Genomic DNA, 16,615 nt, shown 5'->3' on the forward strand with positions numbered 1-16,615 from the left:
AAACCAAAATTACAGATTACATTTATTAAAAATGGTGACATATGTTACACAAGTATTTTATAACTGTAATTGTAGTATTTTATTAATATGAATGTTGTGGCTCGTAGATACAATTTTTGCCGCTTCTCTTGTACAATTTGATTTTGGTTGATTAAATTTTTTTAATAAGCAATTGTGGAGTAACAAAAAGTACTGAATTACCTCGACCTTTGATTATTAATATTTGATATTGATTAGCCATTTGTTTTTGGATTTGTTTTAGTAATAAGAAGATAAATTTATTTAAATTGCTTCTGTATCAACGTGACTTTTGTTATACAATAATTTTATTTTAGAAATAACTCCTTAGTAATAATATAAATCCCCATCACTAAAACAAACCAGCCAAAAGCGGGTTTCAGTTTGTTGCCATTAATTTTTTTGGATAATGCTGTGCCAATAGAAATTCCAACAATTGCAAATGCTGAAATGGTAAATAAGAATTGCCAATCAATAACGTTTTCTCCACCTTCTCCGAAAAAACCGATTAAAGATTTTGCAGCAATGATTACTAATGAAGTCCCAACCGCTTCTTTCATAGGAAGTTTACTCAAAATAACCAAAGCCGGTATAATTAAAAAACCACCGCCAGCTCCTACAAGTCCGGTAATTATTCCTATAAGTGTTCCTTCTATAAGTATAAGCGGATAATTGAATTTTTGTTCGTGTGGTTCTTCAGAAGCGAGTTTTTTGTCTTTTTTAATCATGCTATAAGAAGCAATAATCATTATAACAGCGAAAAACAGCATTAAAAAAAGGTCTTTAGTCAAGATAAAATTTCCCACAGAAAACAGCTCTTTAGGAATTGCAGGAACTATTATTGCTCTTGTTGTAAAAACGGAGATAATTGATGGGATACCAAAAACAATAGCTGTTTTTATGCTAACCAAACCTTTTTTGAAATAGCCAACACTTCCTACCGCACTTGTCAAGCCAACAATAAATAATGAATATGCAGTTGCAATCACGGGTTCAACTGTAAATAAATAGACTAAAACAGGTACGGTAAGAATGCTGCCTCCACCGCCAATGAGCCCTAATGCAACTCCAATGAGTATTGACGAAAAATAACCAATATATTCCATAATTGTAAAATTTATGATTGCAAAGATTGTCTGTTAAATTTTTGCATTCAGTAACATTTATCACATATAAAAAATTTTTTTCTAAAATTCAAATTCCTTTAGGGTAATTATAATGACAATTTCTTATGGATTGTTTACAGTTCCGGAACGGGAGAGTATCAACAGGCTACAGACGAAATAAAAGCATAGCTGTCTTTATTCTTGAGCAATTTTTTTCTTGTTTTCTATGTAGGTAGCGCTCTGAATGATTCAAATAGGAGAAAATAAAAACAGTTTAGCAAATGGTATTATTTATAAAGTAAATAAAAGAGATAAATTTGATCTTAAGGGTTCTACCACATCTGAAATCAAGAATCATTAATCAAAAATCCGAACTTCCAATTGGTTCTATCTAGCACCAATACCAAATCGGATTTAGCTGGTAATAAATTGAATATCAAAGAAGAAACTATTTTCATGGGAAAAAAAATTCCTTCAGGAATCATTGCACTCTTCTATAAGAGCTATTTTTAGTAGCAGTTGTCGCAAATCCAGATGCTAACTTATCATAATTGATTGTCTTTATTTTGCATAAAGCCGTAATGAATAAACAAATGAGCTTGACCCTTGCTAAATTGAGTTCTCCTTTGAAATGATCTTGTAAAACTGAAATAAGCTCTGTGTCTTTACCCTCAAGACTGGTATTCTTCACTATAAAAATTATGTGGTGATAATTCTATAACGTACGAAATATCAGTATTTTTTAGCAAATTACAGGACCTTTATTTGGTTGAATTTCAATAATATATGTTTTTGTTGTGTACTAAATTAATTCAAATAAAGATATAAAGGTTCAGAGATTCAGAGCAACAAAGGTTTTTTGTTGCACAAATTCATGCATTGTCGCTTTGAACCTTTGCCTCTTTCAACCTTAAAAAACAAACTTATTTTAATCGAATTAACCGAAGATACATTACAGGATTTAATTACCAAAATTTAAAAAATTAGCTTCAGAAAATGATGAAGATTATATCATTGAAACTATAGAAGTTCTTGAGGCAATGACTGAAATTTCATCCTTGAAATACAAAGAACTAGATGTGATAGGCGAATTAATTTCTACTATGTAAGGTGCTTTAGAGATGAGCAAACTGGTAAAAACCGGAACTGATAAAAAAGAAGCTTTAAATACTTTCATGAAACGAGTACTAGATTCTATCGACAAATAAAATAAATCATATTCAATATTTTAAAAACGTACTTAACAATGTGTGTGTGTTTTATTCAATAAAAGAGAATACAGCAGTACCTGCGGGTTTATCATAAGAGGTAAAAATGGAAACTTTAAACACCTGTTTGAGGTCTTATTCTTAAATAATTTTCATACTTTTGAACCTTATTAAAAAAACAAAATTATGGCATTAATAACATTAGGAGGAAATCCAATACACACTTCAGGAGAATTACCAAAAATAGGGACTAAATTAGCTGATTTTAAATTAGTTAAAACAGATCTTTCTGTAGCTTCGCTTAGTGATTTTCAAGGTAAAAAACTAGTTTTAAATATTTTTCCAAGTATAGATACAGGAACGTGTGCAGCCTCCGTGAGAAAATTTAACGAAAGTGCCAGTACTTTAGAAAATACAACTGTATTATGTGTTTCTAGAGATTTGCCTTTTGCCCAAAAACGTTTTTGTGGTGCTGAAGGACTTGAAAATGTCATTAATTTATCTGATTTTCAAGGTGGTGAATTTGGCAAAGTAAATGGTTTAGAAATCACTGATGGCCCTCTGGCCGGATTGCATTCCAGAGTAATCATTGTTGTTGATCAAAACGGAATAGTTACCCATACGGAACAAGTGGCTGAAATTGCAGACGAGCCAAATTATGAAGCGGCTTTAGCTGTACTTTAATTTCATCTTAATGGAGTTTCAAAAAGATACCACTTTCATTACGGGAAGATTAAAAAGCGTCACTTATGCATTTAAGGGCGCTTTAAAATTGATCCGCACAGAACACAGTATAATGGTTCAGGTTTCAATAGCCATACTGTTGACTATTGCTGGATTTTATTTTAGTATTACTAAAACAGAATGGCTGTTTCAAACTCTGGCAATAGGATTAATTCTTAGCATTGAGGGATTGAATACGGCTGTAGAAAAAGTAGCTGATTTTATCCATCCCAATTATAATGAAAAAATTGGGTTTATTAAAGATATTGCCGCAGGAGCGGTCTTTTTTGCTGCTTTAACAGCAATAACAATCGGTTTAATTATTTATACACCAAAATTCCTGTAAGAATTAGTACAACTCGAATGGCAAAAACAACAAAAATACCTCCTTTAAACAACAAAAATGATTCTAAAACTCCGGAGAATAGTCCTTGGAGGGTGACTAAACAACATAAAATTGTTTTTGGCTCACTGTTAGTATTGTTTTCAATTGCTTTATTATTTGCTTTTGTTTCCTTTTACATTTACGGTCAAGAAGATCAAAGCGCAGTTCATGCGATTGCGGATCGTACGGAAATTGTTCAAAATTGGTTGGGGAAATTTGGCGCTTTTTTAGCTGATTTGCTAATTTATAACGGTTTTGGAGTTGCTGCATTTATATTTGTCCGGTTATTTTTCTTAACTGGAATATATTTAATAGTAGGATTACCTTTAAAAAAACTAAAAAACATTTGGTTTTGGGATTTATTTGTGAGCGTCGTTTTATCAGTTTTGTTTGGTTTTTTTGCTACTTCAGTACCTGAATTAGGAGGTGTAATTGGTTATGAATTGAATTCTTTTTCACAAGATTACATTGGAAAAACAGGCACTTTATTGATTTTATTATTTGGGTTAATTATATATGTAATTTTCAAAATTAAAATTTCACCAGAAAAAATCCAATCCTTTTTTGATCAAACAAAACAAGAATTAAAGACTGATTTAGCAACAGCCAGTCCCATCAAAAAGGAGAACAGTGGTTATAATTTAGAAGAGTTTGCCGTAACCGAAGAAGAGGACAGTATTCATTTGAAAACCAATGGTAATCAATTTGAAATTAACAAAGAAGCATTAAAACCTACAATAAGCAACGCATCGAATATTAACCGGGAACCTGTTGCCAAGCCTCTCGCTATGGAAATCACACCAATAGCAAAACCAGAGGTATTAGCAGCTCCAATTGATACTTTTGTAATAGAAACGGCTCCGGAAGAGGATATAATTGAAGAAAATTTAGCCTCGCGATTAGTTGCTGATTTTGGATTATTTGATCCAACATTGGATTTATCCAATTATAAATTTCCTACGATTGACCTATTAAAAGAATATTCTACGGGAGGAATCACTATCAATCAGGAAGAATTAGAAGAAAATAAAAATAAAATTGTAGATACGCTTCGCAATTACAAAATTGAAATTGCACAGATCAAAGCGACCGTTGGACCATCAGTTACTTTATATGAAATTGTTCCGGAAGCAGGAATTCGAATTTCAAAAATCAAGAGTCTGGAAGATGATATTGCGCTGTCACTTTCGGCATTAGGCATTCGGATCATTGCCCCTATTCCTGGGAAAGGAACCATAGGGATTGAAGTTCCTAACAAAAACCCCACGATGGTTTCGATGAAAAGTGTTATTGGTTCCGCTAAATTTCAAGAAGCCGAAATGGAATTACCTATAGCTCTTGGAAAAACCATTTCGAACGAAACTTTTGTAGTTGATTTAGCTAAAATGCCCCACCTATTAATGGCCGGTGCTACCGGACAAGGAAAATCTGTTGGATTAAATGCTGTTTTAACTTCCCTTTTGTACAAAAAACATCCCGCAGAAGTTAAATTTGTTTTGGTAGATCCTAAAAAAGTGGAGCTGACCCTTTTTAATAAGATTGAAAGACACTATTTAGCCAAACTTCCAGACATGGATGAAGCAATTATTACTGATAATGCAAAAGTAGTTAATACCTTAAACTCCCTGTGTGTAGAAATGGATAATCGCTATTCTTTGTTGAAAGACGCGATGGTGCGAAACATTAAAGAATACAACGATAAATTTAAAGCCCGAAAATTGAATCCAGAAAATGGCCACCGATTTTTACCGTATATCGTTCTTGTAGTAGATGAATTTGCCGATTTGATTATGACTACCGGAAAAGAAGTAGAAGTTCCTATTGCTCGCCTGGCACAATTAGCGCGTGCCATAGGAATCCATTTGATTATAGCTACTCAAAGACCTTCGGTAAATGTAATTACAGGTTTGATAAAAGCTAATTTTCCTGCCCGAATCGCCTTTAGAGTTACTTCAAAAATTGACTCCAGGACCATTCTTGACACACAAGGAGCAGATCAGTTAATTGGGCGTGGCGATATGTTATACACTAACGGAAATGATGTAGTACGTGTACAATGTGCCTTTATAGACACACCAGAAGTAGAAAAAATAACGGAATTCATTGGTAGTCAAAAAGCATATGCTACCGCTTATTTACTTCCAGAATTTATTGGGGAAGAAAGTGGCATTAATCTTGATATGGATATCTCTGATAGAGATACTTTGTTTAGAGAAGCAGCCGAAATAATTGTCAATGCACAACAAGGCTCCGCATCATTGTTACAAAGAAAACTAAAACTAGGGTACAACAGAGCGGGCCGATTGATTGATCAATTGGAATCCGCAGGAATTGTAGGCCCTTTTGAAGGAAGTAAAGCGCGCAGTGTAAACATTCTGGATATAAGTTCTCTTGATCAATTTTTCAACAATGAACAAAACAATTAACAACATGAAAACAAAGATTCAAAACTCAAGTAAAAGCGAACAAATGAAGCCATTCAAAAAAAGCAATCTAAAGAACTTGAGCAAAAGACTTATTTTTATTACCACTTTATTACTTTTTAGTTTTTCGATACAAGCTCAGGATAAAAAAGCAAAAAATCTTTTAGACCAAGTTACTGCAAAAGTCAAAAGCTACAATACTATAATAATTGATTTTAAGTATTCTTTGAATAATACAAAAGAAAACATTAATCAGGAAAGTAAAGGAAATGTTACCATGAAAGGCAATCAATATGTTTTAAATTTCATGGGAGTAACTAAAATTTATGACGGAAAAAAAGCCTATACCATTGTTCCTGAAGATGAGGAAATTACAATTTCAACGGTCAATGACAAAGATGACAATGCAATTACACCTTCTAAAATGTTAACGTTTTTCAATACTGGTTATAAGTACAATATGGATGTTTTACAAAATGTCAGAGGTAGAAAAATTCAGTATATAAAGTTGATACCGTTTAACTCTAAAGACCAAAGAAAAGAGGTGTTATTAGGAATTGATGTACAAACGAAACACATCTACAATTTGATTGAAATAGGAAAAAAAGGGACAAAAACAACATTAACGGTTAATTCTTTCAAAACCAACCAACCTTTGTCAAAAAATCAATTTACATTTGCAAGCAGTAAATATCCAAATTACTACATCAACAAATTAGATTAATTTATTAGGTGAAAATTCTCGACAAATACTTATTAAAAACATTCCTGACTACATTTACCACAGTATTTGTAATTCTTTTTTTTATATTTATACTTCAAACCGTTTGGTTATTCATAGCTGAATTAGCAGGAAAGGATTTAGATTTACTCATGATCATAAAATTCCTAGCATTTTCAATGCCTAGGATTGTGCCTTTAGTACTTCCCCTTTCGATATTACTGTCTTCCATAATGACATTTGGTAATTTAGCAGAAAATTATGAATTTGCGGCAATGAAATCTTCTGGAATTTCTTTGCAAAGAGCCATGAGAAGCTTAACGGTATTTATAATTTTATTAAGTATAGTAGCTTTTCTGTTTTCTAATAATGTGATTCCTTATGCGGAGTATAAATTTATCAATTTCAGAAAAAATATTGCACAAGTAAAACCAGCCTTGGCAATAGCTGAAGGACAATTTAGTGATGTTGGTTTTTATAACATTAAGGTAAATAAAAAAACAGGTGACAACGGAAACATCCTTACAGGTGTGACTATTCATAAAAAATCAAACGTTGGTGACGGGAGTAAAACAGTTATTAAAGCCCGAGATGGCGAATTAATAAGTAGTGAACAATCTAGCATTTTACAATTAGTGTTAAATGATGGCTTTTACTACGAAGACATAGTTCCAGAAAAATATGAGGATCGCAGTAAAATGCCTTTTATCAAAAGTTCGTTTAAAAAACATATTATCAACATTGATTTATCAGAACTTAATAATGTAGATGTCAATGACGAAAGCGTTGCGAATACTAATACTATGCTTACTGTCAATGAATTAAGTTATACATTGGATTCGTTAAATAAAAATTTAAAAAATGATATTATTTCATTTTCGGAAAATAGCAATGCACGAATACGGATTCCTGGCAATACTAAACGAAAGGAGTTCAAAATAGAAAACTCCTTTCCTGAAGATATTTTATCCTTGTACACTAAAGAGCAACAAATAGAAATTTTAAGAATAGCGACAAGTACTATTAGTAGTACCGTGTATTCAATTGATACCTCTAAAACCGAATTAGAAAATAAACAAAAAAATATCAATAAACACTTACTTGCTTTTTATGATAAGTTTGTAATTGTATTTGCATGTTTTCTAATGTTTTTTATAGGTGCCCCTTTGGGAGCAATTATTAGAAAAGGAGGATTGGGACTACCTATAGTTTTTGCAATTTTAATTTTCATAACCTTTCACTTCATAAACTCTTTTGGCAAAAGAATTGCTCAGGAAAATGAAATGTCACCTTTTTTAGGTGCCTGGTTGTCCTCGATACTATTATCCCCTTTAGCAATTATACTAACTTATAGAGCTACAAATGATATTGGATTGATAAATGTGGATGTTATTCTGGCTCCATTTCAAAAAATATTAAAAAAAATATTTCCATCACAAAATTAACAGTACAAATGACTACAAATAATATACAACTCAACACAATTGAAGAAGGGATAGAAGCTATTCGTCAAGGAAAAATTATTATCGTAGTTGATGATGAAGATCGTGAAAATGAAGGTGATTTTTTAGCAGCAGCCGAGAAAGTAACACCCGAAATGATTAATTTCATGGCCACACACGGCCGAGGACTCATTTGCGCACCATTAACAGAAAGCCGCTGTAAGGAGCTAGGCCTACATGTAATGGTAAGCAATAATACCGACCCAATGGAAACTGCTTTCACTGTTTCGGTTGATTTAAGAGGAAACGGAGTGACCACTGGAATATCAGCAGCAGATAGAGCAAAAACAGTTTTATCTTTAGCCAATTCTGATACCAAACCACATGATTTAGCAAGACCCGGTCACATCTTCCCATTGATTGCCAAACAAGGAGGCGTACTAAGAAGAACTGGTCATACGGAAGCCGCAATTGATTTTGCCAGATTAGCGGGTTTTAAATCTGCAGGTGTGATTGTAGAGATTATGAACGAAGATGGGACTATGGCTCGATTGCCTCAATTGGTAAAAGTAGCTAAGAAATTCGATCTAAAATTAGTTTCCATTGAAGCTCTTGTGGCTTATAGAATGCAGCACGACAGCCTAATTATTAAGAAAGATGATTTTGATATACAAACTCGTTTTGGTACCTTTCGTTTAAGAGCATACCAACAAACGACCAACAAACAAATCCATATTGCATTGACAAAAGGGACTTGGAATTTAGGGGAACCAATTTTAACAAGAATACACTCTTCGCAAGTCAATAATGATCTGTTAGGAACTTTGACTGATAATGCAGACCAGCAACTTGATGCCATGTTTAAAGTGATTAACGAACAAGGTAAGGGAGCTGTTGTGTTTATCAATCAAGATATGCAATCTGTTAATTTATTGAATCGTATTGGAGAGCTTAAAATTTTACAGGCTGAAGGAGAAATAAAAGCCCCAAAAATTAAAATTGACAGTAAAGACTTTGGAATCGGAGCGCAGATACTTCATGATATAGATATTTCAAAAATCCGATTAGTATCCAATACAGAGCCAGGAAAACGAGTAGGAATGATAGGTTACGGACTAGAAATAACAGAATACGTCAGTTATTAAAAAAACAATAATTTATTTATTCAAATAAATTAAATGCTAAAGTAAAGAAAATGAAACAATTAAAAATAAGTACATCTAATAGACCTTTTTTTAAAAAAAATAGATTTGTATAACCAAAAAAGATTCTTATCTTTGCACTCGCAATCAGATAATGAAAGCAATTTACTGGAGAAATGGCAGAGCGGTCGAATGCGGCAGTCTTGAAAACTGTTGACTGTAACAGGTCCGGGGGTTCGAATCCCTCTTTCTCCGCTGGTTATTTCAAAAAACCTACCAAAACCCTTTAAATCGTATGATTTAGAGGGTTTTTTAATTTACAACCTATCCAAATTATTCATGGTTTCTCATACTAAAAGGGGCACATCGAGGGGCACAATGTAAAATGAAATGTATTGTGCCCCTACCTTTGGAAACCCCTATAAAATAAGGAGTTCACTATATGAACATCTTGTTTTGTGTTGATGGAATTTTTAAATTTCTATTAACTTAAAGGTTACCACATCATGGATGCACCAATTTCAATTCTTTTTTATGTAAAAAGAGCAAAAGTCAACGCCCAAGGGCTAGTCCCAATTTTTCAAAGAATAACTATCAATCGACAACGATTAGACAACAGTACTGGTAAGTTTGTTGATCCCGAAAAATGGCACTCTGAAATGTCAAAAATGAAAGGAACTTCGGAAGAAGCTCGTTCAATCAATGGACATCTTGACCATTTAAAATCTAAGATTTTAAATATTGAGAAAATTTTACTCAAAAAAGATATCCCAGTAAACTTTGAAAACTTCAAAAATGAATTTACTGGAATTAAAGAGCGTGAGCGGATGTTAATTGCAATTTTCGAAGAACACAACCGAAAAATAGAAGAGCTTTTGGGTCTCGAATATGCCCCTGGAACCCTAGAGCGATATAAAACCTCACTCAAACACACCAAAGACTTTCTTCACTGGAAATACAGTCTTTCTGATATTAATATAGAGAAGATTGACCATGCCTTTATCATGGAGTATGAATTTTACCTGCGTAGTGTTCGCAAGTGCAACAACAACACGGCAGTTAAATACGTCAAAAACTTCCACAAAATCATCAATCAATGCCTTGCAAATGAATGGCTAACCAAAAATCCATTTGCGAATTACAAAGCCAAAGTTAAAGAAGTCATAAGAGAGTTTTTAAACGAAGACGAAATAGAAAGTATGATGAACAAACAATTTGTTTCAGAACGATTGGAATTGGTCCGCGATATATTTATTTTCAGCTGCTTTACCGGATTAGCTTATGTCGATGTACAGCAATTAAACAAAAACCACATTAGCTTGGGTATAGATGGAGATAAATGGATTTTTAAAAACCGACAAAAAACGGATACCCCTTCCAAAATCCCATTATTACCAATAGCAATGGAAATCGTCGATAAATACAAAAATCATCCAACCTGTGTAAATGAAAACCGCCTTTTACCTATTCTGAGTAATCAAAAAATGAACGCCTATCTAAAAGAAATTGCCGATGTATGCGGCATCAATAAAGAACTAACGTTTCACATCGCCCGCCATACTTTTGCGACAACTGTAACACTTTCCAATGGTGTACCTATTGAAACCGTAAGCAAAATGCTCGGACATACCAATTTAAAAACTACCCAACATTATGCTAAAATTTTGGACAAAAAAATAAGCAACGACATGATGATTCTGAAAGAAAAATTCAAAAATACAAACCAAATAAAGCTTGACAAGACCAATTAAATTAAGGGATTAGGAAATATTTAGGATGCTGTTTTGAAAAATTTAACTACTCTGTAAGATTTAACGCTGTATTAATGTTATACTTTAGTTTAACATTTTAGTAAACTATAACTCATATATGAAGATATATTGCGATGCTTTTTTTTGTGAATTTGAATTGGAAATTGAAAAAATTAAAAAGGAAACCAATGATCCTATCAGTCAGGCGAAACAAGCGATTAAGTATATACAAATAAAACTTAAAGAACTTTTCAAATGGTTGAAAAAGTATATTTTCAATTCGATTGAAGAAGAAATTCACTTTTTTAAGGAGTTGAAATTTAAAATAATATCAAAATGTATTTTTTATAAAAAGTTATTGGATATCGAATCAATTTCGCCACTCAATAGCAATAAACAAAAATTAAAGCATTACGAAAAAGCACTTGATATTTGTTATCAATTTCACAAAAAAGATAAGGAGTTTTACAAATACTTCCGATCGGGAAGCAGTTACAATGATCAATTATATTTTGTCAGAAACTTAGATAAACAGATAATCAACTCGGATATAAATTCCATATATTTCGATAAAAAACTGTGTACTTCCCATGATTATAAATTGGCCAATATTATAGCCAATGATCTTTTAGAAATTTACTTAGAAGAAAAAATAGAACAAATCAATAACAGCTGTACGATAAAACATCCTGCAAGAAAATCAAAACTTTCTTGGACGGGCACCAAAATTGAAATAGTAGAATTGATTTATTCTCTATATTATCAAAAAATATTCAACGGTGGTAAAGCCGAAATAAAAGAAATTGCGGAGGAGTTTAGTATCGCTTTCAATATACAATTAGACAATAGTGTCTATCGATGCTTTACTGACATAAAAAACAGACCTACTCCAAAAGGCAAATTCCTAAACGGACTTTGTGTGAATTTAGATGAAAACAGCAATGACGAATTTGACTAAATCTAGCAATTACAAGGTTTTTTTTTGGACAAATTTCGATTTTGTAGGAATTCATTACCCAAGCTTGGGTCGTATTGGGTTGTTACCCCAAAAACACCATTTTTGACCTAAAATCTCCCAATTTACCAATTTTGCAAAACTGAATTTTCACCTTTTGAAAAAATATTCCCTTATAAACAAAGGGATTTAGGGCAAATTACAGTGAAATAATACCCAAGTTGGGTTCACCTTGGGTTTAAATGTCAAACAAATGAAAGTATTTTGTCATCTAACAATTTAATTCATTTAGACATGAACTTACATCCTAAAAAATTATTCCCTGGTGTGGACAATTTAGAACTACTCAACCACCAACCCATCACCAAAAGAGACCTACTAAATTTCAGTAATGTGATGCTCGCAGAAATAAAAGAAATGGTCGGCAAACAAGAACAGCCAGCGCAATGGCTAAAATCATCAGAAGTCCGAAAATTGTTGAAAATATCTTCCGGTACATTGCAAAATCTGCGCATCAATGGAACCTTAAACTTTACCAAAATTGGCAGTATTCTCTATTACAAGTATGAGGATATCTTAAAAGTACTCAACCCTTAACCGAATTCACGTACCTCTAACTTTTCACTTTTCACCACTCACTATTATCTAAGATTATGAACTACATCAAACACCTCACTGGATTTTTCAATAAAATTAATTATGAACCCAACCTAAATCCAACACACATTTCGCTCTATTTGGCACTTTTCCAATGTTGGAACGTAAATCGATTCAAGAATCCAACAGGCATTTCTCGGGAAGAAATCATGAAAGCCAGCAAGATCAATTCAAAAGCAACGTATCATAAATGCATGAAAGAATTAGAGCTTTTAGGGTTTATGGTATACAATCCGACATTCAATCCACACTCTTGCTCCAACATCATTATGATCAATTTTTCTGAAAAAGAAAAAACAATTTCAAAAATACCACAACCAACCCATTCAAAAAATGAACCCGTTCACAATTTGACCGAATCAAAAAATGAACATGTCATTGAACAGGTAAATGAACAGCTCTATATATATAATAAAAAACAAACAGTTAAAAACAATTTAAACAATACAAAAATAGATATAGAAAAAAATTTAATAAATCAACCAGTTCAAAATTTGAATCCTATAATAATTCCAAAAGAGATAGAAATAAAAACGAAGACCGGGCAGCAAAAAGAAAAAAGTTGCGCCAAAAAAGAAAAAGTGGTTGAACTCGATTTATTTTTTGAAACCACAGTGCCATCACTCGAAATGATACTGGAATACTTCTCTTTGAAGGAAAGCTCCCAAATAGAAGCCAATAAATTTTTCAATTACTACTCCAGCATTGGTTGGCTCATAGGCGGAAAAACAAAAATGAAAGATTGGAAAGCTGCAGCAAGAAACTGGATGCTCAACACAGCTAAGTTTGCTGCTAACACCCAAAAAACCGATTACAACGCCCAACCAAAACCGATGCACTTGCACACAGCAACCCAGAAAAACTATGACGAACCATTGTAAATCAGTCCATGAAACCTTCTTGGTCCACAAAGGTTTCAAAGTGTATAATTTTCAAAAGTGTCTCGAATACCTAGAGAACCAAGGAAAAACAACCTATGGAAGTTCGTTTCAAATCAGCGAAATGGATCACCCCACCATCTACAAATTGTTGATTTATATGATAAAAGATGAGAAAGCTGCCATAAACCAAAATATAGACTTAACAAAAGGAATTCTATTATCAGGTTCAATTGGTTGCGGAAAAACATCCCTAATGAACTTAGTACGTCCATTTGCCTATCATGCATCTGAGTACAAAATCAAAACATGTAGGGAAGTCTCGTTTGAATTTGCCAAAAATGGCTTTGAGGCCATCAACTGCTACACGCTAAAGCAATCCAATCAATCAAAACTAACCGGTTATTGCTTTGACGATTTGGGTGCCGAACAGCAAATCAAACACTTCGGTAACGACTGCAACGTAATGGCTGAAGTACTCATCAGTCGTTATGAACAGTTTGTCGAAAACAAATCGGTGACCCACATTACCACCAACTTATCCGCCTCCGAAATCGAAAACAACTACGGCAACCGCCTCCGCTCCAGAATGAGAGCCATGTTCAACCTCATCACCTTCGATAAAGAAACAAAGGATAAACGTTAATACAAACAAATACATCTGACAATCATAGTTCAACCCGCCCTTTGACTGTGGCAGCCGGGCACCCGTTTTTCGAAAATTCTGAAAAAATCCAACGCTGTTTGAGCGAAGCGAGTTCGTTGGATTTCAGAATTGAGAAAATAGCGGGTCGGCGAACAGTCCAGGGCTAGCGTTTTTTGTTTCTTTTTTGGGCAATGCAAAAAAGAAAAAATAGAAATCAAAAACCTGAAACTTTAAACCTGAAACAAAACAACAAATGAGAAAAATCAACACCTTCTGGAACTGGTTCCAAGACAACAATCAAACCATCAAAAACGGCATCAACGAAACCCCTAAAAACCAAAAACACATCAGCTTTTGGCTAAGCAAAAATCTCAGCTATTATTGCAAGGAAATTGACTTTATGATTGTTTTCCCAATTCATAATAATAATAATAATAATAATAAATTTGAGCTAATAATAACCGCAAATGGCAATCCCAAATACTTTAACCAGGTAATTGATTTAGTCGACAATGCACCGCAATTGAAAACCTGGAAATTCACCGCTTTCATCCAACCAACCGAGAAAATTGAAGAAATTATGAAGGGTCTTGACGAACCCTATATCTTCCATGAGATAACATTAAAAGCAAGCGAACTCACTTTTTTACCTGTTGAATATCATGAAGTAACCCAGAAGTTCGACATTGTAGTTTTTTTAAAAAGTTACAATTTGTATTGCGATACAAAGACGTTACAGCAAGCAATTTTCATCATCATGCAAGACATTGTAGGGGAGAAATTCCTGTACCAAAACATCAATTTTGTGCAGTTGGCACAAGTACCGGATAACAAGGACGGGTTGGTTCATCTCTACGAATTACAGCGATATCTGGATATCTGCAACTTTAATCAAAATCAAGCAAATAAATTCTAGCTACTTACAACTTAAAACGAGGCTTATTTTGAATATAACAATAACAAATCAATATCACTAAAAGTGGGTATTGTATAATCCTTTAAAATACAGTTTATTTACAATTGAACAATCAAAACACTATAATTTGACACAAACGAAATTAATATTAACTTCAAATTAGATATTTATTTTCTTTAAATATGGGAAACCGTAAAGAATCGATTTTTAATGGTTGTAGGTTTGGAGAAATAAATATTTTATGTTCAACAAATGATTATTCGCCTTAAGAATTTAACAATTCTTTTTTTAGTTTAATTCAATTAAGATATTAAGAAACATGGAGCCGAGAAACCATTAAAAACGTGGAGTAACCGAAAATCCATACGAGTAGGACCTATTTAAACATTAAAATATGAAAAATAAAACAACAGCTGCAATTTTAGCTTTCTTTTTAGGAGGGATCGGTGTTCATCGTTTTTATCTAGGACAAGGTGGTCTTGGGCTACTTTACCTTATTTTCTGTTGGACATTTATACCGGCGATAATAGCTTTAGTTGATTTCATTATTTTATTGACAATGGATGAAGATAAGTTCAATATAAAGTATAATCCCGGCAAAATTCTTCATCAAGCAAGGAACGTTAATAGTGCGGAGGAATTAGGTAGACTTCATGTATTAATGGAAAAAGGAGTAATAACAATGGAAGGATTTCAGAAAAGTAAAGCAAAGTTACTATAAGATCTCTTTCTGCTACAAATTAAAAATTATATCATTATTAATGCTATGCGGAAAACCTCTTATATAAATTACTCTTCGCATAGCTTAATTTTTATAAATATCTAAAAATACTTTAATGACATTATAATTGCCATATAAATAAATATTTTTTCTTGCGTTTTACGGTTTCCCGTAAAGAGGCTGATTTTTATCAATGTAGATTTGAAAAATATCAGCAATTAAATTTAATCCTGAATTATACTTGTAAATTTTATGTTTAAAAAAACTTTTTCCTTTGACGGTAGAATAAGAAGAACTGAATACGGCATAAGCATTATTATATATTTTGTGTTATATACTGTTATAAACGAAATTATAAAGGAAGGCAATCCAGGAATTGGCTTGGCAATGATACCAATGCTTTGGTTCTTATGGGCACAAGGTGCTAAGAGATGTCATGACATGGACAAAAGTGGATGGTTCCAAATAATTCCATTTTATGTCCTATGGATGTTATTTATTGAAGGAGATTCCTTTTTAAACAAATACGGCGGAAATCCAAAACTAGAAAGCACACCGCAACATAATATTAGTATAGTTAAAAGTTCATACCCCGAACAACTAATAATACCGGTCATATATAATGATTCAACAATAAAAAACAATGTTACTAAGATGGAAGTTCGAAATGTGAACTATAGTAATTTTCAGAATGTACTAAGTCAACTAAGAAACATACCTTTTGTTAAAAGTTTAAATAATACCCTGTTAGATTCTACCGGGTCTATTGTAATAACGCATGATAATACTACACAATATCTTTGTAATGAATTTAAAAAAACTATAGAAGGTATTAATATAGTAGACTGGATATGCAAATAAAAACTGCACATTAAGTTAAGCTACATTTTTGTAATTAATTTGATTGTTAAATTCTTCAATAG

General features: G+C 32.7%; 15 protein-coding genes, 1 tRNA gene and 1 pseudogene. 16 read left to right on the plus strand and 1 reads right to left on the minus strand.

Going from position 1 to position 16,615, the window contains the following annotated elements; translation table 11 throughout:
- Window positions 1–326 precede the first annotated feature (326 nt).
- A complete protein-coding gene (locus tag EKL95_RS11375; RefSeq protein WP_126564248.1) occupies window positions 327–1,124 on the minus strand; it encodes a sulfite exporter TauE/SafE family protein in 798 nt (265 codons plus the stop codon).
- A gap of 965 nt (window positions 1,125–2,089) precedes the next feature.
- Here EKL95_RS11375 and EKL95_RS11385 point away from each other — a divergent pair.
- The 16 genes and pseudogenes from EKL95_RS11385 to EKL95_RS11460 form a co-directional block, all read left to right on the plus strand.
- Window positions 2,090–2,332, plus strand: a pseudogene (locus EKL95_RS11385) (DUF6952 family protein); the annotation flags it as partial.
- A 186-nt stretch (window positions 2,333–2,518) separates the two neighbouring features.
- Window positions 2,519–3,016 carry a thiol peroxidase gene (gene tpx / locus EKL95_RS11390; RefSeq protein ID WP_126462763.1) on the plus strand — a complete coding sequence of 166 codons (498 nt, stop codon included), beginning with the start codon at window positions 2,519–2,521 and terminating at the stop codon, window positions 3,014–3,016.
- A 10-nt stretch (window positions 3,017–3,026) separates the two neighbouring features.
- Complete coding sequence (locus EKL95_RS11395) at window positions 3,027–3,401, plus strand: diacylglycerol kinase family protein (protein ID WP_126462760.1); 375 nt, start codon at window positions 3,027–3,029, stop codon at window positions 3,399–3,401.
- A gap of 17 nt (window positions 3,402–3,418) precedes the next feature.
- A complete protein-coding gene (locus EKL95_RS11400; protein WP_126562567.1) occupies window positions 3,419–5,866 on the plus strand; it encodes a DNA translocase FtsK in 2,448 nt (815 codons plus the stop codon).
- Between the two features lie 43 nt (window positions 5,867–5,909).
- Window positions 5,910–6,587, plus strand: coding sequence for a LolA family protein (locus EKL95_RS11405; RefSeq protein ID WP_231507367.1), 678 nt, complete (start codon window positions 5,910–5,912; stop codon window positions 6,585–6,587).
- An 8-nt stretch (window positions 6,588–6,595) separates the two neighbouring features.
- A complete protein-coding gene (locus tag EKL95_RS11410; RefSeq protein WP_126462751.1) occupies window positions 6,596–8,029 on the plus strand; it encodes an LptF/LptG family permease in 1,434 nt (477 codons plus the stop codon).
- Between the two features lie 8 nt (window positions 8,030–8,037).
- The gene (gene ribB / locus EKL95_RS11415; protein WP_126462748.1) at window positions 8,038–9,171 is read left to right on the plus strand and encodes a 3,4-dihydroxy-2-butanone-4-phosphate synthase; all 1,134 of its coding nucleotides are present in this window, start codon (window positions 8,038–8,040) and stop codon (window positions 9,169–9,171) included.
- A gap of 167 nt (window positions 9,172–9,338) precedes the next feature.
- Window positions 9,339–9,423, plus strand: a tRNA-Ser gene (locus tag EKL95_RS11420).
- A 251-nt stretch (window positions 9,424–9,674) separates the two neighbouring features.
- Complete coding sequence (locus EKL95_RS11425) at window positions 9,675–10,919, plus strand: site-specific integrase (protein WP_126564249.1); 1,245 nt, start codon at window positions 9,675–9,677, stop codon at window positions 10,917–10,919.
- Between the two features lie 118 nt (window positions 10,920–11,037).
- The gene (locus EKL95_RS11430) at window positions 11,038–11,877 is read left to right on the plus strand and encodes an RteC domain-containing protein (RefSeq protein WP_126564250.1); all 840 of its coding nucleotides are present in this window, start codon (window positions 11,038–11,040) and stop codon (window positions 11,875–11,877) included.
- A 261-nt stretch (window positions 11,878–12,138) separates the two neighbouring features.
- Entirely contained in the window at window positions 12,139–12,471 is a 333-nt protein-coding gene (locus EKL95_RS11435) for a helix-turn-helix domain-containing protein (protein WP_317125165.1), read from the plus strand.
- A 56-nt stretch (window positions 12,472–12,527) separates the two neighbouring features.
- Window positions 12,528–13,412 carry a transcriptional regulator gene (locus EKL95_RS11440; protein WP_126564252.1) on the plus strand — a complete coding sequence of 295 codons (885 nt, stop codon included), beginning with the start codon at window positions 12,528–12,530 and terminating at the stop codon, window positions 13,410–13,412.
- The gene (locus tag EKL95_RS11445) at window positions 13,396–14,055 is read left to right on the plus strand and encodes an ATPase (RefSeq protein WP_126564253.1); all 660 of its coding nucleotides are present in this window, start codon (window positions 13,396–13,398) and stop codon (window positions 14,053–14,055) included. Before EKL95_RS11440 ends, EKL95_RS11445 begins: the two co-directional genes overlap by 17 nt.
- Before the next feature lie 253 nt (window positions 14,056–14,308).
- Window positions 14,309–14,971 carry a hypothetical protein gene (locus EKL95_RS11450; protein WP_126564254.1) on the plus strand — a complete coding sequence of 221 codons (663 nt, stop codon included), beginning with the start codon at window positions 14,309–14,311 and terminating at the stop codon, window positions 14,969–14,971.
- A 394-nt stretch (window positions 14,972–15,365) separates the two neighbouring features.
- A complete protein-coding gene (locus EKL95_RS11455; protein ID WP_126564255.1) occupies window positions 15,366–15,692 on the plus strand; it encodes a TM2 domain-containing protein in 327 nt (108 codons plus the stop codon).
- A 252-nt stretch (window positions 15,693–15,944) separates the two neighbouring features.
- A complete protein-coding gene (locus tag EKL95_RS11460; RefSeq protein WP_126564256.1) occupies window positions 15,945–16,553 on the plus strand; it encodes a DUF805 domain-containing protein in 609 nt (202 codons plus the stop codon).
- The last annotated feature ends 62 nt before the right edge of the window (window positions 16,554–16,615 follow it).

The sequence above is a fragment of the Flavobacterium sp. LB2P53 genome (assembly GCF_003970305.1).
Lineage (GTDB): Bacteria > Bacteroidota > Bacteroidia > Flavobacteriales > Flavobacteriaceae > Flavobacterium.

Bases quoted from the DNA above. Each gene is read 5' to 3' on its own strand.
- EKL95_RS11375 (WP_126564248.1), bottom strand. From the start codon at position 1,124: ATGGAATATATTGGTTATTTTTCGTCAATACTCATTGGAGTTGCATTA.
- EKL95_RS11445 (WP_126564253.1), top strand. From the start codon at position 13,396: ATGACGAACCATTGTAAATCAGTCCATGAAACCTTCTTGGTCCACAAA.
- EKL95_RS11405 (WP_231507367.1), top strand. From the start codon at position 5,910: ATGAAGCCATTCAAAAAAAGCAATCTAAAGAACTTGAGCAAAAGACTT.
- ribB (WP_126462748.1), top strand. From the start codon at position 8,038: ATGACTACAAATAATATACAACTCAACACAATTGAAGAAGGGATAGAA.
- tpx (WP_126462763.1), top strand. From the start codon at position 2,519: ATGGCATTAATAACATTAGGAGGAAATCCAATACACACTTCAGGAGAA.
- EKL95_RS11450 (WP_126564254.1), top strand. From the start codon at position 14,309: ATGAGAAAAATCAACACCTTCTGGAACTGGTTCCAAGACAACAATCAA.
- EKL95_RS11460 (WP_126564256.1), top strand. From the start codon at position 15,945: ATGTTTAAAAAAACTTTTTCCTTTGACGGTAGAATAAGAAGAACTGAA.
- EKL95_RS11395 (WP_126462760.1), top strand. From the start codon at position 3,027: ATGGAGTTTCAAAAAGATACCACTTTCATTACGGGAAGATTAAAAAGC.
- EKL95_RS11455 (WP_126564255.1), top strand. From the start codon at position 15,366: ATGAAAAATAAAACAACAGCTGCAATTTTAGCTTTCTTTTTAGGAGGG.
- EKL95_RS11400 (WP_126562567.1), top strand. From the start codon at position 3,419: ATGGCAAAAACAACAAAAATACCTCCTTTAAACAACAAAAATGATTCT.
- EKL95_RS11430 (WP_126564250.1), top strand. From the start codon at position 11,038: ATGAAGATATATTGCGATGCTTTTTTTTGTGAATTTGAATTGGAAATT.
- EKL95_RS11425 (WP_126564249.1), top strand. From the start codon at position 9,675: ATGGATGCACCAATTTCAATTCTTTTTTATGTAAAAAGAGCAAAAGTC.
- EKL95_RS11440 (WP_126564252.1), top strand. From the start codon at position 12,528: ATGAACTACATCAAACACCTCACTGGATTTTTCAATAAAATTAATTAT.